The sequence below is a fragment of the Pseudomonas sp. GW821-FHT03E01 genome (assembly GCF_059420765.1).
In genome coordinates, this window is sequence record NZ_JBWKUI010000008.1 from 197,305 (window position 1) to 218,295 (window position 20,991).

General features: G+C 59.4%; 15 protein-coding genes. 9 read left to right on the forward strand and 6 right to left on the reverse strand.

All coding sequences use genetic code 11. The features are described 5' to 3' along the window. Window positions 1–259 precede the first annotated feature (259 nt). Entirely contained in the window at window positions 260–1,408 is a 1,149-nt protein-coding gene (locus tag AC07VO_RS15675; RefSeq protein ID WP_086944746.1) for a pyridoxal phosphate-dependent aminotransferase, read from the forward strand. Further along, on the forward strand, window positions 1,396–2,187 hold the full coding sequence (locus tag AC07VO_RS15680) for an amidohydrolase (protein ID WP_086944863.1): 792 nt from the start codon (window positions 1,396–1,398) through the stop codon (window positions 2,185–2,187). The genes AC07VO_RS15675 and AC07VO_RS15680 overlap by 13 nt, the downstream gene beginning before the upstream one ends. Before the next feature lie 68 nt (window positions 2,188–2,255). Here the strand turns inward: AC07VO_RS15680 and leuA are convergent, their stop codons facing one another. From leuA to AC07VO_RS15700, 4 genes are all read right to left on the reverse strand, one after another. Then, entirely contained in the window at window positions 2,256–3,935 is a 1,680-nt protein-coding gene (leuA, locus tag AC07VO_RS15685) for a 2-isopropylmalate synthase (protein ID WP_018927056.1), read from the reverse strand. A gap of 429 nt (window positions 3,936–4,364) precedes the next feature. Continuing rightward, window positions 4,365–5,186: a peptidoglycan DD-metalloendopeptidase family protein gene (locus tag AC07VO_RS15690; RefSeq protein WP_064620122.1), complete on the reverse strand. Its 822-nt coding sequence runs from the start codon at window positions 5,184–5,186 to the stop codon at window positions 4,365–4,367. A gap of 3 nt (window positions 5,187–5,189) precedes the next feature. Beyond that, window positions 5,190–6,569, reverse strand: coding sequence for an exodeoxyribonuclease VII large subunit (gene xseA / locus AC07VO_RS15695; RefSeq protein WP_018927054.1), 1,380 nt, complete (start codon window positions 6,567–6,569; stop codon window positions 5,190–5,192). A 97-nt stretch (window positions 6,570–6,666) separates the two neighbouring features. Beyond that, a complete protein-coding gene (locus AC07VO_RS15700) occupies window positions 6,667–7,563 on the reverse strand; it encodes a LysR family transcriptional regulator (RefSeq protein ID WP_086944747.1) in 897 nt (298 codons plus the stop codon). Between the two features lie 100 nt (window positions 7,564–7,663). On the opposite strand from AC07VO_RS15700, the gene AC07VO_RS15705 reads away from it, so the two are divergent. The 4 genes from AC07VO_RS15705 (at window position 7,664) to guaA (ending at window position 12,354) form a co-directional block, all read left to right on the forward strand. Then, window positions 7,664–8,431, forward strand: coding sequence for a sulfite exporter TauE/SafE family protein (locus AC07VO_RS15705; protein WP_086944748.1), 768 nt, complete (start codon window positions 7,664–7,666; stop codon window positions 8,429–8,431). A gap of 86 nt (window positions 8,432–8,517) precedes the next feature. After that, window positions 8,518–9,066, forward strand: a complete 549-nt coding sequence (locus tag AC07VO_RS15710) for a hypothetical protein (RefSeq protein WP_018927051.1) — start codon at window positions 8,518–8,520, stop codon at window positions 9,064–9,066. A 141-nt stretch (window positions 9,067–9,207) separates the two neighbouring features. Continuing rightward, the gene (guaB, locus tag AC07VO_RS15715) at window positions 9,208–10,677 is read left to right on the forward strand and encodes an IMP dehydrogenase (protein ID WP_018927050.1); all 1,470 of its coding nucleotides are present in this window, start codon (window positions 9,208–9,210) and stop codon (window positions 10,675–10,677) included. A gap of 99 nt (window positions 10,678–10,776) precedes the next feature. Then, complete coding sequence (guaA, locus tag AC07VO_RS15720) at window positions 10,777–12,354, forward strand: glutamine-hydrolyzing GMP synthase (protein WP_018927049.1); 1,578 nt, start codon at window positions 10,777–10,779, stop codon at window positions 12,352–12,354. Window positions 12,355–12,443: 89 nt separating this feature from the next. Here the strand turns inward: guaA and AC07VO_RS15725 are convergent, their stop codons facing one another. Together AC07VO_RS15725 and treR are read right to left on the reverse strand one after the other, a co-directional pair. Next, window positions 12,444–15,491 carry a membrane-targeted effector domain-containing toxin gene (locus AC07VO_RS15725; RefSeq protein WP_086944749.1) on the reverse strand — a complete coding sequence of 1,016 codons (3,048 nt, stop codon included), beginning with the start codon at window positions 15,489–15,491 and terminating at the stop codon, window positions 12,444–12,446. 99 nt (window positions 15,492–15,590) lie between these two features. Then, window positions 15,591–16,295 carry a trehalose operon repressor gene (gene treR, locus AC07VO_RS15730; protein ID WP_018927047.1) on the reverse strand — a complete coding sequence of 235 codons (705 nt, stop codon included), beginning with the start codon at window positions 16,293–16,295 and terminating at the stop codon, window positions 15,591–15,593. Window positions 16,296–16,532: 237 nt separating this feature from the next. Here treR and treP point away from each other — a divergent pair, with 237 nt between their 5' ends. From treP to AC07VO_RS15745, 3 genes are all read left to right on the forward strand, one after another. Then, complete coding sequence (gene treP / locus AC07VO_RS15735; protein WP_064620096.1) at window positions 16,533–17,975, forward strand: PTS system trehalose-specific EIIBC component; 1,443 nt, start codon at window positions 16,533–16,535, stop codon at window positions 17,973–17,975. A gap of 40 nt (window positions 17,976–18,015) precedes the next feature. After that, on the forward strand, window positions 18,016–19,665 hold the full coding sequence (gene treC / locus AC07VO_RS15740; RefSeq protein ID WP_086944750.1) for an alpha,alpha-phosphotrehalase: 1,650 nt from the start codon (window positions 18,016–18,018) through the stop codon (window positions 19,663–19,665). A 93-nt stretch (window positions 19,666–19,758) separates the two neighbouring features. Then, entirely contained in the window at window positions 19,759–20,982 is a 1,224-nt protein-coding gene (locus tag AC07VO_RS15745; RefSeq protein ID WP_086944751.1) for a maltoporin, read from the forward strand. The last annotated feature ends 9 nt before the right edge of the window (window positions 20,983–20,991 follow it).

A 20,991-nucleotide genomic window follows, 5' to 3' on the forward strand; every position in this document is an offset into this window, starting at 1 on the left:
GCTTGCTCCCGCTGGACTGCGAAGCGGCCCCAGTATCTGCAACCGAGATCGTTCAGTTGGAACGCATCGGTTGATTTGCGACTGCTGCGCAGCCGAGCGGGACGGTGCGGCGTTCCGACAAGCTCCCTCGCCACAAGTTATGCGGTGTACATTAGAAGAAGGGTGCCGGTTGGCGCCCTTTTTTTGTGGGCGTCGTTTGGGCTATCCTCGGGCTCTCCCGTGCCGCCGTTAGAGCCGGGTGTAGCCCAGGGAATCACCGATGATCACCAGTAAGCTGCCGAATGTCGGCATCACTATCTTCACGCAGATGTCTCAGCTCGCGACGCAAACCGGGGCGATCAACCTGTCCCAGGGTTTTCCCGATTTCGACGGCCCGCAGGCCCTGCGCGATGCGGTCGGTCGGCATATCGCCAGTGGCCACAACCAGTATTCGCCGATGACCGGCTTACCGGCGTTGCGTCAGCAGATCGCGGCGAAGATCGCTCGCAGTTACGGCGCGCATGTTGATGCCGACAGTGAAGTGACGGTCACCCCCGGCGCGACCCAGGCGATCTTCTGCGCGATTCAGGCGGTGATCCACAGCGGCGATGAAGTGATCGTGTTCGATCCGTGCTACGACAGCTACGAGCCCTCGGTCGAGCTGGCCGGTGGTCGCTGTGTGCATGTGCAACTCGGCCTGAAGGACTTCGCCATCGACTTCCAGAAGCTCGCCGAAGCCCTGAGCCCGCGCACGCGGATGATCATCCTCAATACCCCGCACAACCCAAGCGGTGCGCTGATCAGCCGTGCCGAGCTGGATCAGCTGGCGGCGTTGATCCGCGACCGCGACATCTATGTGATCAGCGACGAAGTCTATGAACACCTGGTGTTCGACGGTGTGTCTCACGCCAGCGTATTGGCCCATGAAGAGCTGTATCAGCGCGCTTTCGTGGTCAGTTCGTTCGGCAAGACGTACCACGTCACTGGTTGGAAAACCGGTTATGTCGTGGCGCCGCCGGCCCTTAGCGCGGAGCTGCGCAAGGTGCACCAGTACGTCAGTTTCTGCGGCGTGACGCCGTTGCAGTACGCGTTGGCCGATTACATGGCCGAGCACCCGGAACACGTCGAAGAGCTGCCGGGCTTCTATCAGGCCAAGCGCGATCTGTTCTGCGATCTGCTGACGCCGTCGCGCTTCAGTTTTACCCGCGTGGCCGGTACTTATTTCCAGTTGGTCGATTACTCGCAGATTCGCCCGGACCTCAATGACTTAGAGATGGCGCTGTGGATGACCCGCGAGCATGGCGTCGCGAGCATTCCGATCTCGGTGTTCTACCAGACTCCACCTGAAGGCCAGCGCCTGGTGCGTCTGTGCTTTGCCAAGCGCGAGGAGACCCTGCGTGAAGCAGCGGCAAAACTATGCCTGATCTGAGTACTCTGCCCAATCTGAATCTTGCGCTGATCCAGACCACCCTGGCCTGGCACGATCGTCAGGCCAATCTGGAGCATTTCGAGCCGTTGCTGGAACAGGCTCGCGGTGCGGACCTGATCATCCTGCCGGAGATGTTCACCACCGGTTTCTCCATGGAATCGGAAACCCTCGCCGAGCCGGAAAATGGCCCCACCAGTAAATGGATGCGGGCTCAGGCAGCGAAGCTGGGCGCGGTGGTGACCGGCAGCATCATCGTCCAGGCGGCTGACGGTAGCCATCGCAATCGTCTGTTGTGGGCACGGCCGGACGGGGAGGTGTGGCACTACGACAAGCGTCACCTGTTCCGCATGGCCGGGGAGAACAATCACTACACCCCGGGCGAGCGTCAGGTGCAGTTCGAATTGAAGGGTTGGCGAGTGCGGCCGCTGATTTGCTACGACCTGCGCTTCCCGGTCTGGAGTCGCGATCCGCAAGACACTGACTTGCTGCTGTACACCGCCAACTGGCCGGGCGCACGGCGTCAGCACTGGAACCGATTGCTGCCGGCACGGGCGATCGAAAACCTCTGCTATGTGGCGGCGGTGAACCGTATCGGTACCGATGGCAAAGGCTTCGCGTATACCGGTGACAGTCAGGTCCTGGATTTTCAGGGCGAGACGTTGCTCGGTGCAGGCGATGCCGATGGCGTATTCAAGGTCGTGCTCGACGCGGCAGAACTGGCGGCATATCGCACACGGTTCCCGGCGAATCTGGATGCGGATACCTTCGAGTTCACCTGACCGATCGTTGAGCAACAAAAAAGGCCCCGAGGTTTTCACCCCGGGGCCTTTTGCATTTGCAGCGAAGCTTACGCCGCTTTCGCTTCCGGCTGGCTCAGGGAGCGGTTCAGTGCGCTGAACAGGGCCTTGAAGCTGGCAGTGGTGATGTTTTCGTCGATGCCGACGCCATGCACCGCACGCTCACCATTCACCCGCAATTCAATGTAGGCCGCGGCCTTGGCATTGGTGCCCGCGCCGATGGCGTGTTCGTTGTAGTCCATGATTTCCACCGGGATCGGCAGGCCGGCCACCAGTGCTTCCAGGGCACCGTTGCCCTTGCCGCGCCAGTGCAGGTTGGTTTCGCCCTGACCTTTGCTGGAAACTTCGACTTCCACGGCGCTGTGTCCGTTTTCTTCCTGCAGGCGATGGCTGACCAGCGCGTACGGGGTGTTGGCCTGCAAGTACTCGCTGTGCAGCAGCGCGTGGATCTGCTGGGCGGTCATCTCCAGGCCCAGGCGATCGGTTTCACGCTGCACGACCTGGCTGAACTCGATTTGCATACGGCGCGGCAAGCTGATGCCGTATTCCTGTTCCAGCAGGTAAGCGATACCGCCCTTGCCCGACTGGCTGTTGACGCGAATCACCGCCTCGTAGCTGCGGCCGATGTCGGCCGGGTCGATCGGCAGGTACGGCACTTCCCACAGGGCGTCCGGTTGCTGCTGGGCGAAGCCCTTGCGGATTGCATCCTGGTGCGAGCCGGAGAACGCGGTGTGAACCAGGTCGCCGACGTACGGGTGACGTGGGTGCACCGCAATCTGGTTGCACTCTTCGACGACTTTGCGCACGCCATCGATATCGGAGAAATCCAGCTCAGGGTTGACGCCCTGGGTGTAGAGGTTCAATGCCACGGTGACGAGATCGACGTTACCGGTACGCTCGCCGTTGCCGAACAGGCAGCCTTCGACACGGTCGGCGCCGGCCATCAGGCCCAGCTCGGTGGCGGCCACGCCGGTGCCACGGTCGTTGTGGGTGTGCAGGCTGATGATCACGCTGTCACGACGGTTGATGTGACGACCGAACCATTCGATCTGGTCGGCATAGATGTTCGGGGTCGCGCATTCGACGGTGGCGGGCAGGTTGAGGATCACCTTGTGCTCAGGCGTCGGGTTCCACACCTCGATCACCGCGTCGCAGACTTCCTTGGCGAATTCCAGTTCGGTGGCGCTGAAGGTTTCTGGCGAGTATTCGAAGGTCCACTCGGTGTCCGGCTGCTGGGCGGCATATTTGACGAACAGCTTGGCGGCGTTTACGGCGATGGCCTTGATCCCGTCCTTGTCCTGGTTGAAGACAATGCGGCGGAAGGAAGGGGAGGTCGCGTTGTACAGGTGAACGATGGCCTTCTTGGCACCGCGCAGGGATTCAAAGGTGCGCGCGATCAAGTCTTCACGGCCCTGGGTCAGCACCTGAATGGTGGTGTCGTCCGGGATGTGGCCGCCTTCGATCAGGGTGCGCACGAAGTCGAAGTCGGTTTGCGAAGCAGCCGGGAACGAGGCTTCGATTTCTTTCACGCCGACCTGCACCAGGGTCTTCCAGAAACGCAGCTTCTTGACCGCGTCCATTGGCTCGATCAACGACTGGTTGCCGTCACGAAGGTCCGAGCTGCACCAGATCGGCGCTGCAGTGATGGTCTTCGATGGCCAGGTGCGATCCGGCAGGTTGATGGTCGGGAACGCGCGGTATTTCGAAGACGGGTCTTTGAGCATGCTCATTGGAAAATCCTTATTGTGTGGGCCGAAAAAAGGCGGCCTGCCGGTGGATCAAATGTTCTGGTAAAGCATCAGACGAGGCACCGCGATTCAGCCTGGCAGTCGTGCACTGACGAGGCACAGGCTGCGGTGCTGGCGGAGCTGAATGAGGGTGTGAGAGGTTTTCATGCCTTCAACCCTAACCGCGGGGGGAAAGGATGGCAAGCAGTCGAAAAACTTTGAGAGGAATACTCGAAAAGCGGGTTTTTGCGAGATTTTATTGCTCGTAAGAAGCAGGATCGTTTTGTCGCTTGCGCAGTGTCTCAGCCATGCGCAATCGATAGAAGAGGGGTTGAGTGGGTTGAGAGTGTTCGGTTTGCCTGCGGGTTTCGGTGATGCTCAGGCCGTCTTCGCGGGCCTGCCCGCGAAGAGGCCATCAGTCTCAACCACTGCTTATGGCTGAAACGCACCAATGAAAATCGCCGGGTCCACCCGCGCATCGTTCAAGCTGACGTTCCAGTGCATATGCGGCCCGGTCGCGCGGCCAGTTGAGCCGACTTTCCCGACCACCTCACCACGCGCCAGTTGCTGGCCGACTTTCACGTCGATCTTCGACATGTGGCAGAACATGCTGATAAAGCCCTGGCCGTGGTCGACGAACACCGTATTGCCGTTGAAGAAGTAATTCCCGATCAGGATTACCTTGCCGGCGGCCGGGGTTTTGATCGGCGTGCCAGCGGGTACGGCAAAGTCGAGGCCCGCATGGGGATTGCGCTCTTCGCCATTGAAAAAGCGGCGCACGCCGAACTTGCTCGACAGCGGCCCATCGACTGGTTTGTCCAGCAACAGGTTGCTCGGGGTATTCGGGCTGAAGCTGCGGTAAGCCTGGATCTGCTCGGCCAACTCGCCCTCGATGCGCTTGAGATTCGCCGGGTTCGGATTGACCTGCTGCGTATTCTTCAGGGTGATGTGCTGTTCCGGGTATTTCTTGTTGCCGACGGTGAAGCTCAGGTTGCGACCACCGCTGCTCAGCGACTGGCTGCCCGGTTTGACCGTCAGCGGCACGCCGACGATGGCCAGCCAGTTGTTCTGCTCTTTGACCACCAATACGGGTTTGCCTTGATAACTGGCTTTCGGCGCCTGGGCGGAGCTGCCCAGATCAACCACTGCCACGCCGCCCGGCACCGGTTTGTTCAACAGGCGGGTGATGTAACTGTCGGCGTGGGCGTTGAAGGTCAGGCACAGCAACAGCAATGGAGCAAAAAAGCGCGGCATGGATCAATCCAGTAAAGAGAGGGTGACAGGCGTCAGGTGATTGTCTTCGACCCGCACTTGCAGTTCGCCATCGCCGAGTTTGGCTTTCAGGCGCTGGCCGGTGTGGGTTTGCGCGGCGCTGCGGATCGCGTTGCCGCGCTCGTCCAGCAGAATGCTGTAGCCACGAGCGAGGGTCGCCAACGGGCTGACCACATGCAGCGTCTGCATCTGACTTTGCAGTTGCAGGCGACGGGATTTAAGCCCTTCGCGCATGGCCCGGGGCAGGCGCTCGGCGAGGCTGTCGAGGCGCTGGCGAAGCATCGCCAGTTGTCGCCCGGGATGTTGCCCGGCGAGGCGGGTTTCCAGGCGGATCAAGCGCTCGCGACGGGTGTTGAGGCTACGTTCGAAAGCGCGGCGCAGGCGCATGTCCAGATCATCCAGGCGTTGCGCTTGCTGACGCAGGCGTTCGCCGGGATGGCGCAAGCGGCGAGAGATGCCTTCCAGACGCAGCCGATCGCGCATCAAGCGGTCACGCATGCGCATCACCAGTCGTCGGTGCAGGCTTTCGACCCGACGCACCAGATCGCTGGAGTCAGGCGCCAGCAGTTCGGCGGCGGCGGACGGCGTCGGCGCGCGAACGTCGGCGACGAAGTCACTGATCGATACGTCGGTTTCATGGCCGACGGCGCTTACGATTGGCGTCACACAGGCGTCCACGGCGCGGGCCACGGCTTCTTCGTTGAAACACCAGAGGTCTTCCAGCGAGCCGCCGCCACGGGCCAGGATCAGCGCATCGAAACCACGGGCGTCCGCCAGTTTCAGCGCGCGGACAATTTGCGCAGTGGCTTCGCGACCTTGTACGGCGGTAGGGATCAGCGTCAGTTGCACCTGCGGCGCACGGCGGCGGAACACACTGATGATGTCGCGGATCACCGCGCCGGTGGGTGAACTGATGATGCCGATGCGTTGCGGGTGCGCCGGCAGCGGCACTTTGCGCTCGGCACTGAACAGGCCTTCGGCGCTGAGTTTTTCCTTCAAAGCATCGAAGGCCAGACGCAGGGCGCCGTCACCAGCCGGCTCCACGGTGTCGAGAATCAGTTGGTAGTCACCACGGCCTTCAAACAGCGAAACCTTGCCACGAACCTTGACCGCCAGGCCGTCCTTCAGCGCCTGGCGAACCCGCGCGGCGTTCTGCCGGAACAGTGCGCAACGCACCTGGGCGCCGCTGTCCTTGAGGGTGAAATACACATGGCCGGACGCCGGGCGGGCGAGGTTGGAGATTTCGCCTTCGACCCAGATGTTGCTGAAAACGTCTTCGAGCAACACCCGCGCGCGGCCGTTGAGCTGGCTGACAGTCAGGACTTCCCGGTCCAGGCCGAGTCTTGCAAAGGGATCTTTAATCATGGGGCGCAGTTTAAAGGCATTCGGCGATCAATCTCCATGATCCGGCGAAAATCCCCTGTGGGAGCCCCCTCGCCACAGGTCGCTCCCCACAGGTTTGCTACGGCAGCCGGGTGAAGTGTTCAACGAATTGCTGAACCAGCGCGGTGGGATCTTGCCGGCAGGCGAGGGCGACGGTGCTGTGGCAATCCGGATCGGCCAAGGGGAGAAAATGGATATCCGGCGGCGCAATGTCCTGCATCGATTCCGGTAACAGCGCGATGCCGAACCCGGCCTGGATCAATTGCAGTTGCGTGGTTTTGCGTGACACCACCCGAGCCGCCCGGGGAAAGAACCCTTGGCGCATGCACAACTCGGCAGATAGATAGCTCAGACCGCCGCGCTGTGGATGAGGGATGGAAATAAACGCTTCATCCTTCAACTGTGCCAGATCGATGCCGTGCGTGGACTTATCCACAGCCAGCCGATGATTCGGCGGCACCGCCAGCAACAGACGCTCGCTGTACAGCGGAACAATCTGCACCCCTTCGCGCTGACGCAGCACCGGCAGGCGCAACAGACCCACATCGAGGCGACCTTCGGCCAATTCTTCCAGTTGTGCCTCCGAGGACAGCTTGACGATGTCCATCGACACCCCGGCATGCAGATCCAGATAAACGCTGATGCCGCGCAGCAGTCGACCACTCATGGGCACGGTGCTGGAATGGCTCAGGCGCAAGACGCCCAGTTGACCGGTGCCCACTTGAGTGGCCATTTCGCTGGCCTTGGTCAGTTCGTTCAGCAGGTTTCTGGCCCGAGGCAAAAAGGCTTCACCCGCTGCCGTCAGGCGGGGCTGGCGGGCGGTTCGTTCGAACAGCGGCGTTTGCAGGCGGGTTTCCATGTCCTTGATCTGTCGGCTCAAGGCTGACTGAGCAATAAACAGTCGTTCGGCCGCCGCGCTGAAGCTGCCGCTCTCGGCGATTTCCACGAAGTAACGCAATTGGCGGGTTGAAAGCACCAGGTATGCCTTTTTGAGATGGGTGATCGATTTTGAAGATATTAGTCGCAACGCCCGGCGCTGGCTAAAGTCATCACAGGAATAAAAGGAAGCCGTGTCGATGAATGTGCTGGAGTTGTTGAGCCAATGGCCGTGGGGTGTGGTGGATTGGTTGGTGATCGGATTGGGTGTTGCCCTGGCCTACATCGTGTTCGGCATTGCCGGTTTTGGCACCGCGCTGGTGGCGGGGCCGATTCTGATTCTGTTCATGCCACTGTCGAAAATCGTGCCGCTGTTGGTGCTGCTGGATTTCGTCGCCGCGTTCGGCAATCTGCTGCCCTCGCGCCGAGATGTAGAGCGGTCCGAATTGCTGCGACTGCTGCCGTGCATGGCGGTGGGTTGCACGTTGGGGGTGATCTTTCTGCTGAACCTGAAATCCGATGTATTGCTGCTGTTGATGGGGTTGTTTATCAGCGCCTATGCGATTTACAGCTTGTGGATTAAAACCCGTCCGAGGCAATTGTCCGCGGGTTGGGCGGTGCCGATGGGCACGGTGGGCGGGATGTTCGGGGCGCTGTTTGGCAGTGGTGGTTTTTTGTATGCGATCTATTTGAACAGTCGGTTGCCCAAGGACGAGGCCCGGGCCACCCAGAGTGCGTTGATCAGTTGCAGCACCGTGGTGCGTTTGAGCCTGTTTGCCGTCGCCGGTGTGTATGCCGAGCTACCCTTGTTGGTATTGGCGCTGTGTTTGTTGCCGGCGATGGCGCTGGGGCTGTGGATCGGTCGGCGATTGATCATGAAATTGTCCCGCGAGGCTTTCGTGCGGCTGGTGACCTGGCTGGTGCTGGCCAGCGGGATTGCCTTGATTGGGCGTTATTTGAGTACTTGACCGGATTTCGTCAGGGATTAAGCTGCCGGCCGCCCTGACAATCGGCGCACCGCAGCAACATCCATTTGACGCAGTAGGCTTGCACCATGAATTCGCAAAGCATCATTGTCCCGAAAATCTCCACACTGCCGGTACACGAACCTCGGGCCCGGGCGGTCGTGCGGTGGCTGGTGCGCAAGAACATCATAAAAGAAGAGCTGACCACCTGTGGCCGCACTGGCAATCACATGGCCCACGCCATCGCCGACGGCGCCCGCGCCGTGGTCCTGCACCCTGAAGCGCTGCCGTTCGGCGAGCCGATCAATGGGCTGGAGATCATCACCAAGCGTTGCATCTATACACCGGCCAAGGGTTTTCTCGAAGAAGCCGGCTGCGCCGAGTGCCGCAAGGAGATCGGCGAAGCGCTGTTCGAAAGCCTGGAAGACTGGATGCCGGGGCGCACCGATAACTTCACCTGCCCTGAATGCGGGCATGAAGACGACATCAACGGCTTTCTGTTTTTGCAGGAATGCGGCTTTTCCAACCTGGGGTTCATCTTCAACAATTGGCTCGAGGCCGGGTTCAAGCAGGACTTTATCGATGAGTTTGCCGATTGGCTGGATCAGCCCGTGAGTTGGGTCAAAGTCGAACTCTAAATGCCGGCGTTGGTCCCCTATGGGGGACAATGTTTCTCCGTATGTCAGTAATGCCAATAATAGACAGAGTTTTACATTGAACCCGAGGGGGTGTCTGACTATAATGGCGCGCTTCCATTTTCCCGCTCGGGAGCCCCCGCGATGCTGCGTATCAGCCAAGAAGCTCTGACATTCGACGACATTCTCCTAGTGCCCGGTTATTCCGAGGTGCTTCCTAACGAAGTCAGTCTCAAGACCCGCCTTACCCGTGGCATCGAGCTGAATATTCCACTGGTTTCCGCCGCTATGGACACCGTTACTGAAGCCCGTCTGGCAATCGCCATGGCTCAGGAAGGTGGCATCGGCATCATCCACAAGAACATGACCATCGAGCAGCAAGCTGCCGAAGTGCGCAAGGTCAAGCGTTACGAAGCCGGTGTGGTCAAGGACCCGATCACCATCGAGGCCGATGCCACGGTGCGTGAACTGTTCGAACTGACCCGCCTGCACAACATCTCCGGCGTTCCGGTACTGCACGATGGCGACCTGGTCGGCATCGTCACTTCCCGTGACGTGCGTTTCGAAAACCGCATGGACGTCAGTGTCCGTGAAGTGATGACGCCTAAAGAGCGTCTGGTCACGGTCAAGGAAGGCGCCAACAAGAACGATGTGCGTGAATTGCTGCACAAGCACCGCATCGAGCGCGTGCTGATCGTCGACGACAAATTTGCCCTCAAAGGCATGATGACCGTCAACGACATCGAAAAAGCCAAGGCTTATCCGCTGGCCAGCAAGGACGATCAAGGTCGTCTGCGCGTTGGCGCTGCAGTCGGTACCGGTAAAGACACCGGTGACCGTGTAGCTGCCCTGGTCCATGCCGGTGTTGACGTGGTGGTGGTCGACACTGCCCACGGTCACTCCAAAGGTGTGATCGACCGCGTTCGCTGGGTCAAGCAGAACTTCCCTGAAGTGCAGGTCATCGGCGGCAACATCGCCACCGGCGCTGCCGCCAAGGCCCTGGCCGAAGCCGGCGCTGACGCAGTCAAGGTCGGTATCGGCCCAGGCTCGATCTGCACCACCCGTATCGTCGCCGGTGTCGGCGTCCCGCAAATCAGTGCCATCGCCAACGTCGCCGCTGCCCTTGAAGGCACCGGTGTTCCGTTGATCGCCGACGGCGGCATCCGTTTCTCCGGTGACCTGTCCAAGGCCATCGTGGCGGGCGCCTCCTGCGTGATGATGGGCTCGATGTTCGCCGGTACTGAAGAAGCGCCAGGCGAGATCGAACTGTTCCAGGGCCGTTCGTACAAGGCTTATCGCGGCATGGGTTCGCTGGGCGCCATGTCCCAGGCTCAAGGTTCCTCCGACCGTTACTTCCAGGACTCCTCCGCGGGTGCCGAGAAGCTGGTTCCGGAAGGTATCGAAGGGCGTGTTCCTTACAAGGGCACCCTGAGCGCCATCATCCATCAACTGATGGGCGGCCTGCGTTCCTCGATGGGTTACACCGGCAGCGCCGACATCGAAGAAATGCGCACCAAGCCTGAGTTCGTGCGGATCACCGGTGCTGGCATGGCCGAGTCCCACGTCCACGACGTACAGATCACCAAAGAAGCGCCAAACTACCGCGTAGGTTGAGGCTTCAAGCAAATCGTTAAGCAACCGGGGCTGTTCTATTCAGCCCCGAGTTGTTTCTGAATCACGACTGTTTCTGAATTACTTAGACGAGACTGAATCATGGCCCTCGACATTCACGCTCACCGCATCCTGATCCTCGACTTCGGTTCCCAGTACACCCAACTGATCGCCCGCCGCGTGCGTGAAATCGGCGTTTACTGCGAACTGCATCCGTTCGACATGGACGAGGAAGCCATTCGCGAATTCGCTCCAAAAGGTGTGATCCTCGCCGGCGGCCCCGAGTCCGTGCACGAAGCCGACAGCCCTCGCTGCCCGCAAGCGGTGTTTGACCTGGGCGTGCCAGTCTTCGGTATCTGCTATGGCATGCAGACCATGGCCGAGCAACTGGGCGGCAAGGTTGAAGGTTCCGACCTGCGTGAGTTCGGTTACGCCCGTGTCGACGTGGTCGGCAAGAGCCGCCTGCTCGACGGCATCGAAGACCATATCGACGCCGATGGCCTGTTCGGCCTCGACGTATGGATGAGCCACGGTGACAAGGTCACCAAGATGCCGGAAGACTTCCACATCCTGGCCAGCACCCCGAGCTGCCCGATTGCCGGTATGTTCAACGATGACCGTGCCTACTACGGCGTGCAGTTCCACCCGGAAGTGACCCACACCAAGCAGGGCGGTCGCATCCTGTCGCGCTTCATCCTCGACATCTGTGGCTGTGAAGCCCTGTGGACGCCGTCGAAGATTGCCGAAGATGCCATCGCCCAGGTCCGTGCCCAGGTTGGCACCGACAACGTACTGCTCGGCCTGTCCGGCGGCGTGGACTCCTCGGTGGTTGCCGCGCTGCTGCACAAGGCCATTGGCGATCAGCTGACCTGCGTGTTCGTCGACAACGGCCTGCTGCGTCTGCACGAAGGCGAGCAAGTGATGGCCATGTTCGCCGAGAACATGGGCGTCAAAGTGATCCGCGCCAACGCCGAGGACCAGTTCCTCAACAACTTGGCTGGCGAGTCCGATCCAGAGAAGAAGCGCAAGATCATCGGCCGTACCTTCATCGATGTGTTCGATGCCGAATCCTGCAAGCTGGACAACATCAAGTACCTGGCCCAGGGCACCATCTACCCGGACGTGATCGAGTCGGCTGGCGCGAAAAGCGGCAAGGCGCACGTGATCAAGTCGCACCACAACGTGGGTGGCCTGCCGGAAGAAATGAACCTCAAGCTGGTTGAACCGCTGCGCGAGCTGTTCAAGGACGAAGTCCGTCGTCTGGGCCTGGAACTCGGCCTGCCGTACGACATGGTCTACCGTCACCCGTTCCCGGGTCCGGGCCTGGGCGTGCGGATCCTCGGTGAAGTGAAGAAGGAATACGCCGACCTGCTGCGTCGTGCCGACCACATCTTCATCGAAGAACTGCGCAAGGCCGACTGGTACCACAAGGTCAGCCAGGCGTTCGTAGTGTTCCAGCCGGTGAAATCGGTTGGCGTTGTCGGCGATGGCCGTCGTTACGCCTGGGTCGTTGCCCTGCGTGCCGTGGAAACCATCGACTTCATGACCGCGCGTTGGGCACACCTGCCTTACGAACTGCTGGAAACCGTCAGCGGTCGTATCATCAATGAAATCGAAGGCATCTCCCGCGTCACCTATGACGTGTCGAGCAAGCCGCCAGCGACGATTGAGTGGGAGTGATCCCGCTCTGACTGATCGTCGGTAACAACCGAAAGGCCCCGTGAATGTGAGTTCACGGGGCCTTTCGCGTTTCACGGTGCGGTGTTTCCCTACACTGGCAAGCGTCCTTCGAGTTTCATGCCCATGCCGGTGAGCGCATGGGAAAGGCTGATCAGGTTGGGGTAAGGTTTTTGATGGATGTCAGTCCAGGCGGGGCGATTGACCAGGTATTGCCCATCGGCCGTTCGTTCAACCAGAGTCTCTGTGATCAGGCCGGTTCTGCTGCGATGGACCAATGTCCAGGTTCCGTCAGATTCCTTGAAAGTGAACATTCCCTGGCGGAACAGCAGTTGAGCGATTTCGTCCGGGGTTCGTTGCAGCATGGGCATCGGTACTTGCAGGTGGATATCGGCATACAAGGTGTCGAAATCTCCATGAAAGTTAACGGGGGGCGGGCTGGCATTGCGGCCCACCTCTATGCCGTGGTCTATCTCCATATGCAGGCTGCGCTCGGGAAGTACTTCCTCGATACGCAAGCCGATACCGCCATTCATTTCACTGAGGCCGGCAATGCCTCTAAAGGTATTGGTGTTTTCCTGGCCCGTCAGCACGACCCATTTACCTGATCTGCCAAGCGCTTCATTGGCACGCATGATCGTGGTGGTGAGGTAGTTTTTAATGGATTGTTCCTGAACATCAATGAGGGACGATTCTGGATATCGGTAACTTGCCAGGCAATCGGTCGACTGGATCCGGATACCGTTCTCGCGAGCCACCTTGACGACCTCAAGAGGGGTGAACTGCCCGGCAGGATCGCTTTGTAACTGTTTCAAATACTTTTCGAGCATGCCGTCCATCTTTGCGCCTCTGCCGAAAATATTCAGGTCCATTTGATTGAAGTCATTGAGCAAGCGATGCATATAGATCGTCTTGACGCCTTGCCTGGCCAACGTCTGCATGTTCTCGATGAGGAACCGCATGCTGGCAATACGATCCTGGCTTTCTCCAATCACTAATCCCGGCGAAGCATCGAATATTTCCTGAATGAGTTCCGGGACAGTCATCGACGGCGTGATGACGGGTTGTACCGGGCGTGTCGGCAATGAGGCAAAAAAGTTTTCTTTGGAGAAGAAAGCACGAGCATCTCTCAATAGAGCTGTGCGATGTCCCGCGACGAACTCTTCATAGGGTGTCACCCCTTGTATGCGTCCGTTGGGAAGGTTGATTATTTTTATGTGCGTTTCTTTCTTACCTAGCCCCAGGAAGTTGAGCGACCGCCCATTGGAGGTGTCGTACTTCGTCGAGGGCACGCTAAATGATTCCGGTGGTCGGACATGGTCGGGAAACCGGGAAGGACCCGGAACAGCGGCGAGGTCGTCGTTGCCACCACCCTTCAAACCGGATTTGGGCGTCAACTCCCACTCGCCATCGGCGTTCAAACGCACGGGGATCGATCCTGAGGACGCGTGAGGGTTTGCCGGGTCGATGATGGCCCAGGTGCCACCGCCGTTGATGTCGGTTTCGTAACGCACGTAATAGGCTGCGTCGTTCATCATGATGGCAGTCGAGGGGTTGGAGTTGAGCGAGTAGATGCCCTGGAACTTGCCGCTGGTGGCAAGTGGCGCCTCACTTTCCAGAATCTCGTTACTTTGCCAGTGCTCCGGTACTTCAAGGTCCTGTGCCGGCACCGGTTTCAGGGGGATGAACTCTGGAAGTTGAGTGGTTGCGCGCTCTGAACCGTCGGACAACTCCTGTTCTTGCGTACCGATCGGTTCGGCAGGATTGTTGGCCTCCCGCAGGCTGGCCATTTCGGCGGCTTCGGCGGCCTCGGCCGAAGCGCCGACCTCTTCCAGAACATCGACCTCCTTGAGCAGCGGAAGGTTGAACAGAAGGTTGATTCCAGCCAGTACGGCGCCTTTTACGCCGGCCTTGCGCTCCGCCACCGTTTTGCCGTTCACGGCCTTGTCGATGTTCAAGCCCATTGAGGCGATGCTGGCGCCAATCACCGGCAGTGCAATCGGCCAGCCGAGCAGCGCCAGCGGCCCGAAGACGTGCAGACCGGCGCTCAGGTAACCCAGCCACATGCCTTTACGCAGTTGTCCGTTGGTTACCAGAGACAGATCGGCCTCTTGCGACATTGCGCTCTGCACATTACGGCTCAACCAGGAGAACGCGTCACCACTGATGGTGATGTTTTTCTGATTGATCAGATGGTGATCGTATTTGCCCCACGTGCCCACCAACTGGTTCATCAGGGGCGTAATGTTGTCGTGGATCTCCTGACGCACCGACAGCGGGAAGTGAGTCATGAACTCGGTATAGCGCGCGTCATCATTCATTTGCAGCAGGATCCACCAGTGCATGTCCGTCAACGTCGGGTGCACGTGAAACGCTTCTGTGGCCCCCGGGACATAGGTGATTTGCCGTCCGCTACCGTCATCGATACGCAGAATATCCGTGGCGACATGCCCGGCGACGTCCAGGGCGCACACCCGCAGATCTGCTGGTGCAGAGGTTTGCGCACGCAAGGTCTCCAGGGAGATCGGCCAGCATTTGTCAGCGGCGACGGCCCGGATGACGGTTTGGAACTCTTCCTCCTGCAGCGTACCGTTTTCCCGCGCCTCGATGGCTTTACTCAGATAGTTGCATTTCGCCAAGGTCCGGTAGTCATCGAAATGCGCGCTCCAGTAGGCGTTCAGCTTGTCCCGGTAACGGTCACTGAAGGTCTCGTGCCAGAAATCCTTGAGCACTGCGCTGGGGTACATCCGGACTTCGTTGGTTTCGTTGTAAATGCTGGCGGTTGCGTCGGCGGTGTAAAACCCGCCGTAACAGTCCAGCTGATCGAAATAGTCCTGATCAGTGACGTAGTACCGATGAATCACCAGCTGCGTCAGGGTCATTGACTGACTGGGTTTAGGGTAATGCTCCCAGCCCAGGAAGGTCTGGGTGCTGCTGGCCGTGACATTGCCAAAGCGATGCCACCAGACCTGATCCGGGTCCAGGCCGGTAATGCCGTGTTTTTTCAGGATTTCAGTGGCCATCACATGGGCTTCTTCGTGCAAATCGGGACAGGCAGTCACGATGACGGGTGCGATGGTCAGCAGGTGCTGTTTGTCTGCGGTATCGGGCAGCGTTTCACTTGTTTGATCGGTAGGCATGTTCTCGCTCCTTGAGAAATGGGCTGAGAGGATTGCCCATTTGCTCGAGGGAGGTGCACTACATAGTTATGTACAAACACGATTCTGGAACGTGTAGGGTCAGCGCCGTGCCACATCCGAAAAGTAGAACTTGTCGAGGGTATGCCGCGATTCGGTGTACTCGAACTGGCGGCCGTCCTGCAGGAACGTCTGGTTGCTGACCACAATCACATGGCTCTGGCCGTCGAGGTCCAGGTGTTGCTGGTCGTCCTTGCTGCGCGGCACCGCTTCGATGGTGCGCTGGGCATAGGCGATCTGCAGTTGCAGGGTTTGCTCGATGAAGGCATAGATCGAGTGCTCGGCGATTTCGCGGGACAAGCCGGGAATCACGTCGCTGACGAAATGGTTGATGTCCAGGATCACGCGTTTGCCGTCGATCCGCCGCACGCGCTTGATCCGCGTGATCACGCTGCCCTCAGCCGCCTTGATGTGTTCGAGCAGCGGGCCTTCGAGAGGAATCTGGGTGAATTCGACCACTTCGGTGCTGACGTCGTTGCCCAGTCGCGGGTAGGTTTCCTGGAAGCTGACGATGCCGCCGAGCTGAAACTCGATCGGGTTGGTGGACAGCACGAAGGTGCCTTTGCCATGGACTTTCTGGGCGAAACCGCGCTCCTGCAATTGCTCGATGGCCTTGCGCACGGTGCCGCGACTGGCTTGATAGCTGTCCATCAGTTCGGTTTCGGAAGGCAATCGGGCGCCGCGTTCCAGACGTTCGGTGGTAATGCTGGCAAGCAGATCGCTGTAGATCTGGTTGTATTTACTCATGGGGATGGCTCTGTGCCGCGTTGTGCTCAAGGTTTTGAACCTTAAGGGCAGGGTAGGGGTTTGTCCATGCGGCTTTGGGTTTCTTTGACTTAGGGGGTAGGAAATATCGCCGCCTGTCGGGTTCAGGATAAACAAAATCAAACTCGTCTGTACGAGTTGTTGCTTTAACTCGTACAGACGAGTATTTTTCGCTTCGGCGTGCTGCCAATAACAAAAAACTACAGCGGAAGAACAAGCATGAGCCATGACTATCCGAACATCGTCACCGAGCTGCTGCACAGCCTCGGTGGCAGCGACAACCTCGAGCAGGCCGCGCACTGTGTCACACGGCTGCGCCTGGCCCTCAAGGACCCGAGCCTGGTCGACAGCGCCACGCTGAACCGGATCGATCTGGTCAAGGGTTCGTTCTATACCGGCGGCCTGTTCCAGGTGGTGATCGGCCCTGGCGAAGTGGAAAAGGTCTACGCCGAGCTGCGCCGACAGACCGGTCTCGCCGTCTCGACCATCGCCGACGTCAAACAGAAAAGCGCCGACAAGATCAACGCCATGCAGCGACTGGTGCGGGTGTTTTCCGACGTATTCATGCCGATTCTCCCGGCGCTGATCATTGCCGGCCTGCTGATGGGCATCAACAACCTGATCGGCGCCAAGGGCATGTTCATCGAGGGCAAGACCCTGCTGGACGCCTATCCGACGCTGGACGGGCTCTGGAGCCTGATCAACCTGATGGCCAACACGTCCTTCGTGTTCCTCCCGGCGCTGGTGGGCTGGTCGGCGGCCAAGCGCTTTGGCGGCAGCGAAATCCTCGGCATTGTGCTCGGCCTGATGCTGGTGCACCCGGATCTGCTCAACGCCTGGAACTACGGCAAAGCGGTGGCCGGGCTTGAGGGGCAGAGCTTGCCGTACTTCGACATCCTCGGTGTGTTCCAGATCGAGAAAGTCGGTTATCAGGGCCAGATCCTGCCGATCCTGCTGGCGGCCTATGTGATGAGCGTCATCGAAAAGTGGTTGCGGGCACGGGTGCCGAACGCCATTCAACTGCTGGTGGTGCCGATCACCACCATCGTCGTCACCGGTGTGCTGGCGCTGGCGGTAATTGGTCCGGTGACCCGCCATCTGGGGATTCTCATCACTGAAGGCGTGGTCACCCTGTTCGACCTGGCGCCGATGGTTGGCGGGGCGATTTTCGGCCTGCTCTACGCACCGCTGGTGATCACTGGCATGCACCACATGTTTCTGGCGGTCGACCTGCAACTGATCTCCACCCAGGGTGGCACGTTCATCTGGCCGATGATCGTCATGTCCAACCTCGCACAAGGCAGCGCGGCATTGGGGGTGTTCTACATGACCCGCAGTGTGCGGGACAAAAGCATGGCCTCGACCTCGGCGATTTCTGCCTACTTCGGCATCACCGAGCCGGCCATGTTCGGGGTCAACCTGCGCTACAAGTTTCCGTTCTATGCGGCCCTGATCGGCTCGGCCCTGGGCTGCATCTTCCTGTCGCTGAACAAGGTCCAGGCCTCGGCGATCGGCGTTGGCGGCTTGCCCGGTTTCATCTCGATCATCCCGCAGTTCATTCCGATGTTCGTGGTCGGGATGGTGATTGCCATGGTCGTGCCGTTTGTTTTGACCTGCGGGTTGAGCATGAAGATTGTCCGGCCCGGGTATCGGGTCGCCTGATAGATCGCATTCGCAGTACCTATTCAAAAAGGAATCCGCCATGCAAGACTGGCAACGTTCGGTGATCTACCAGATCTATCCGAAGAGTTTTCACAGCCACGCCGGCAACCCCACGGGGGATTTGCTCGGCGTCGTGGCCAAGCTCGATTACCTGCACTGGCTGGGTGTCGATTGCCTGTGGATTACGCCGTTCCTGCGTTCGCCCCAGCGTGACAACGGTTACGACATCAGCGATTACTACGCCATCGACCCGAGTTACGGGACCATGGCTGACTGCGAGTTGCTGATTGCCGAAGCCGCCAAGCGCGGGATCAAGCTGATGCTCGACATCGTGGTCAACCACACCTCGATCGAACACACCTGGTTCCAGCAGGCCCGAAGCAGCCTCGATAGCCCTTACCGCGACTTCTATATCTGGCGCGACCAGCCGAACAACTGGGAATCCAAGTTCGGCGGTTCGGCTTGGGAGTACGAAGCCCAGACCGGTCAGTATTACCTGCACTTGTTCGACCACACGCAGGCCGACCTGAACTGGGACAACCCCAGGGTGCGCGCTGAAGTCTTCAAGATGATGCGGTTCTGGCGCGACAAAGGCGTGGGCGGTTTCCGTCTGGATGTGATCAACCTGATTTCCAAACCGGCGGATTTCCCTGAGGACAACACTGACGGTCGACGTTTTTACACCGATGGCCCGAACGTCCACGAGTACTTGCAGCAGATGCACCGCGAAGTGTTCGAAGGTCATGACCTGATCAACGTCGGCGAGATGTCGTCCACCAGTCTGGAACACTGCATTCGCTACTCGCGGCCGGAGTCGAAAGAGCTGTCGATGACCTTCAACTTTCATCACTTGAAGGTTGATTACCCGAACCTGCAAAAGTGGATTCGCGCCGATTTCGATTTCCTCGAACTCAAGCGCATCCTCTCCGACTGGCAGACCGGCATGCAGGCCGGCGGTGGCTGGAACGCGCTGTTCTGGTGTAACCACGACCAGCCGCGGGTGGTTTCGCGGTTTGGTGATGACGGCGAGCATCGGGTGGTGTCGGCGAAGATGCTCGGCACCGCGCTGCATTTCCTCCAGGGCACGCCGTTTGTGTATCAAGGCGAAGAGCTGGGCATGACCAATCCGGGGTTCGATCACATCGATCAGTACCGCGATGTCGAGACTCTGAACATCTTCCGGCTCAAGCGCGAGGCCGGTGCAACCGACGCCGACAACATGGCGGCGATCATGCAAAAGTCTCGGGACAACAGCCGCACGCCGATGCACTGGAGCGCCGAGCCGAACGCCGGTTTCAGCGCTGTCGAACCGTGGATCGGGGTGCCGGCCAATGCCGCGCAAATCAACGTCGCCCACCAACTCGACGACCCGGACTCGGTGCTGCATCACTACCGTCTGCTGATTGCCCTGCGCCGCAGTGAAGCGCTGATGTCCGATGGTGTGTACCGACAGTTGTTGCCTGAACACACGCAAATCTGGGCGTACGTGCGTGAAGGCAATGGTGAGCGTTTGCTGGTGCTGAATAACTTTTATGGCACACCGTGCGAAGTTGAACTGCCGTCGGAGGTGATCAGCGAAGCGATGGCACAACGTCTGGTGATCAGCAATTACCCGGACTGTCCGCCACAACATCGGCAGGTCTTTTTACGGCCCTATGAGTCGTTCGTTCTGCACCTGACCAACATTTAAAAACACTGTTTCGAACAACACGCAGAACACTGCGCGGGGGAGTTTTGCGCGCCGGTTTTGCTGCATCACACAATAAAAATAATGAGGTGGTTCTTGAAAACAACAATAAATCGCAGTCTTGTAGCGGCGGGTGTGTGCCTGGCGTTACCACTGTCAGCCCAGGCGCTGGAATTCGCCGGTTACTTGCGCAGCGGCGTCGGGACCTCGGTTAACAGCGGTAAACAGCAGTGTTTCCAGCTACCGGGAGCGCAGACCAAATACCGCTTGGGTAACGAGTGTGAGCAGTACGCTGAACTTGAATTGCGCCAGGATCTGTACACCCTGGACGATGGTTCGGTGCTCAGCGTCGACGGCATGGCATCGCTGTATAACCAGTACGACAAGGACCTGACGTTCAACGGTGACAACGGCTCGGTGCGCATGCCGCAGCTGTATGCGCAATGGTCGAACATGCCCAGCCTCAATGGTGGTTCGCTGTGGGCCGGTCGGCGTTACTACAAACGTAACGACATCCATATTTCCGACTTCTACTACTGGAACCAGAGCGCCACCGGCGGCGGTATCGAGGACGTGCTGATCGGCGATCTGAAGTACAGCTACGCCTTCTCGCGCAAGGACAACCTGTACCAGAAGGACTACATCAACCGTCACGATTTCAACGTCGCCGGCTTCAACACCAACCCCGGCGGTGAGCTGGAGTTCGGCTTGAGCTACATCGACAAACCCGACAGCCGCGACGCTCACCGTGGCTGGGCGATCACCACCCAGCATGTGCAGAAGGGCTTTCTGGGCGGCAAGAACAAACTGGCCTTTCAGTACGGCGAAGGCCCCGGCACCGGGTTGGGCTATACCGGTAACGTGAAGCTGGACGACAGCAGCAAAAGCTACCGGGTGGTGGAGTTCTTCGACTGGCAAGTGACGCCGCGCTTCGGCGGGCAGGTCGAGGCGGTTTATCAGAAGGACATTCGCCCCGACGGCGCTGACCAGAACTGGATTTCCCTCGGGATTCGCCCGGCCTATGCGATCACCGAGCAAATCAAACTGGTGACCGAGCTGGGCCACGATCAGGTCGAGGCCACAGGCGGCACGCGCAAACTGAGCAAGTTCACCATCGCTCCGACCTGGTCACCCAAGGGCCCGGAATTCTGGGCGCGCCCCGAGGTGCGTCTGTATTACACCTATGCCAGTTGGAACGAGGCGGCCAAACGGGCGGCCAATGAACTGGCGGCAGGTTCGGCGTTATCTGACACCGGTGCCTTTGGCACGGCGCGGCATGGTTCGAACGTCGGATTGCAGGTCGAGTACTGGTGGAAATAAGCGATGCTG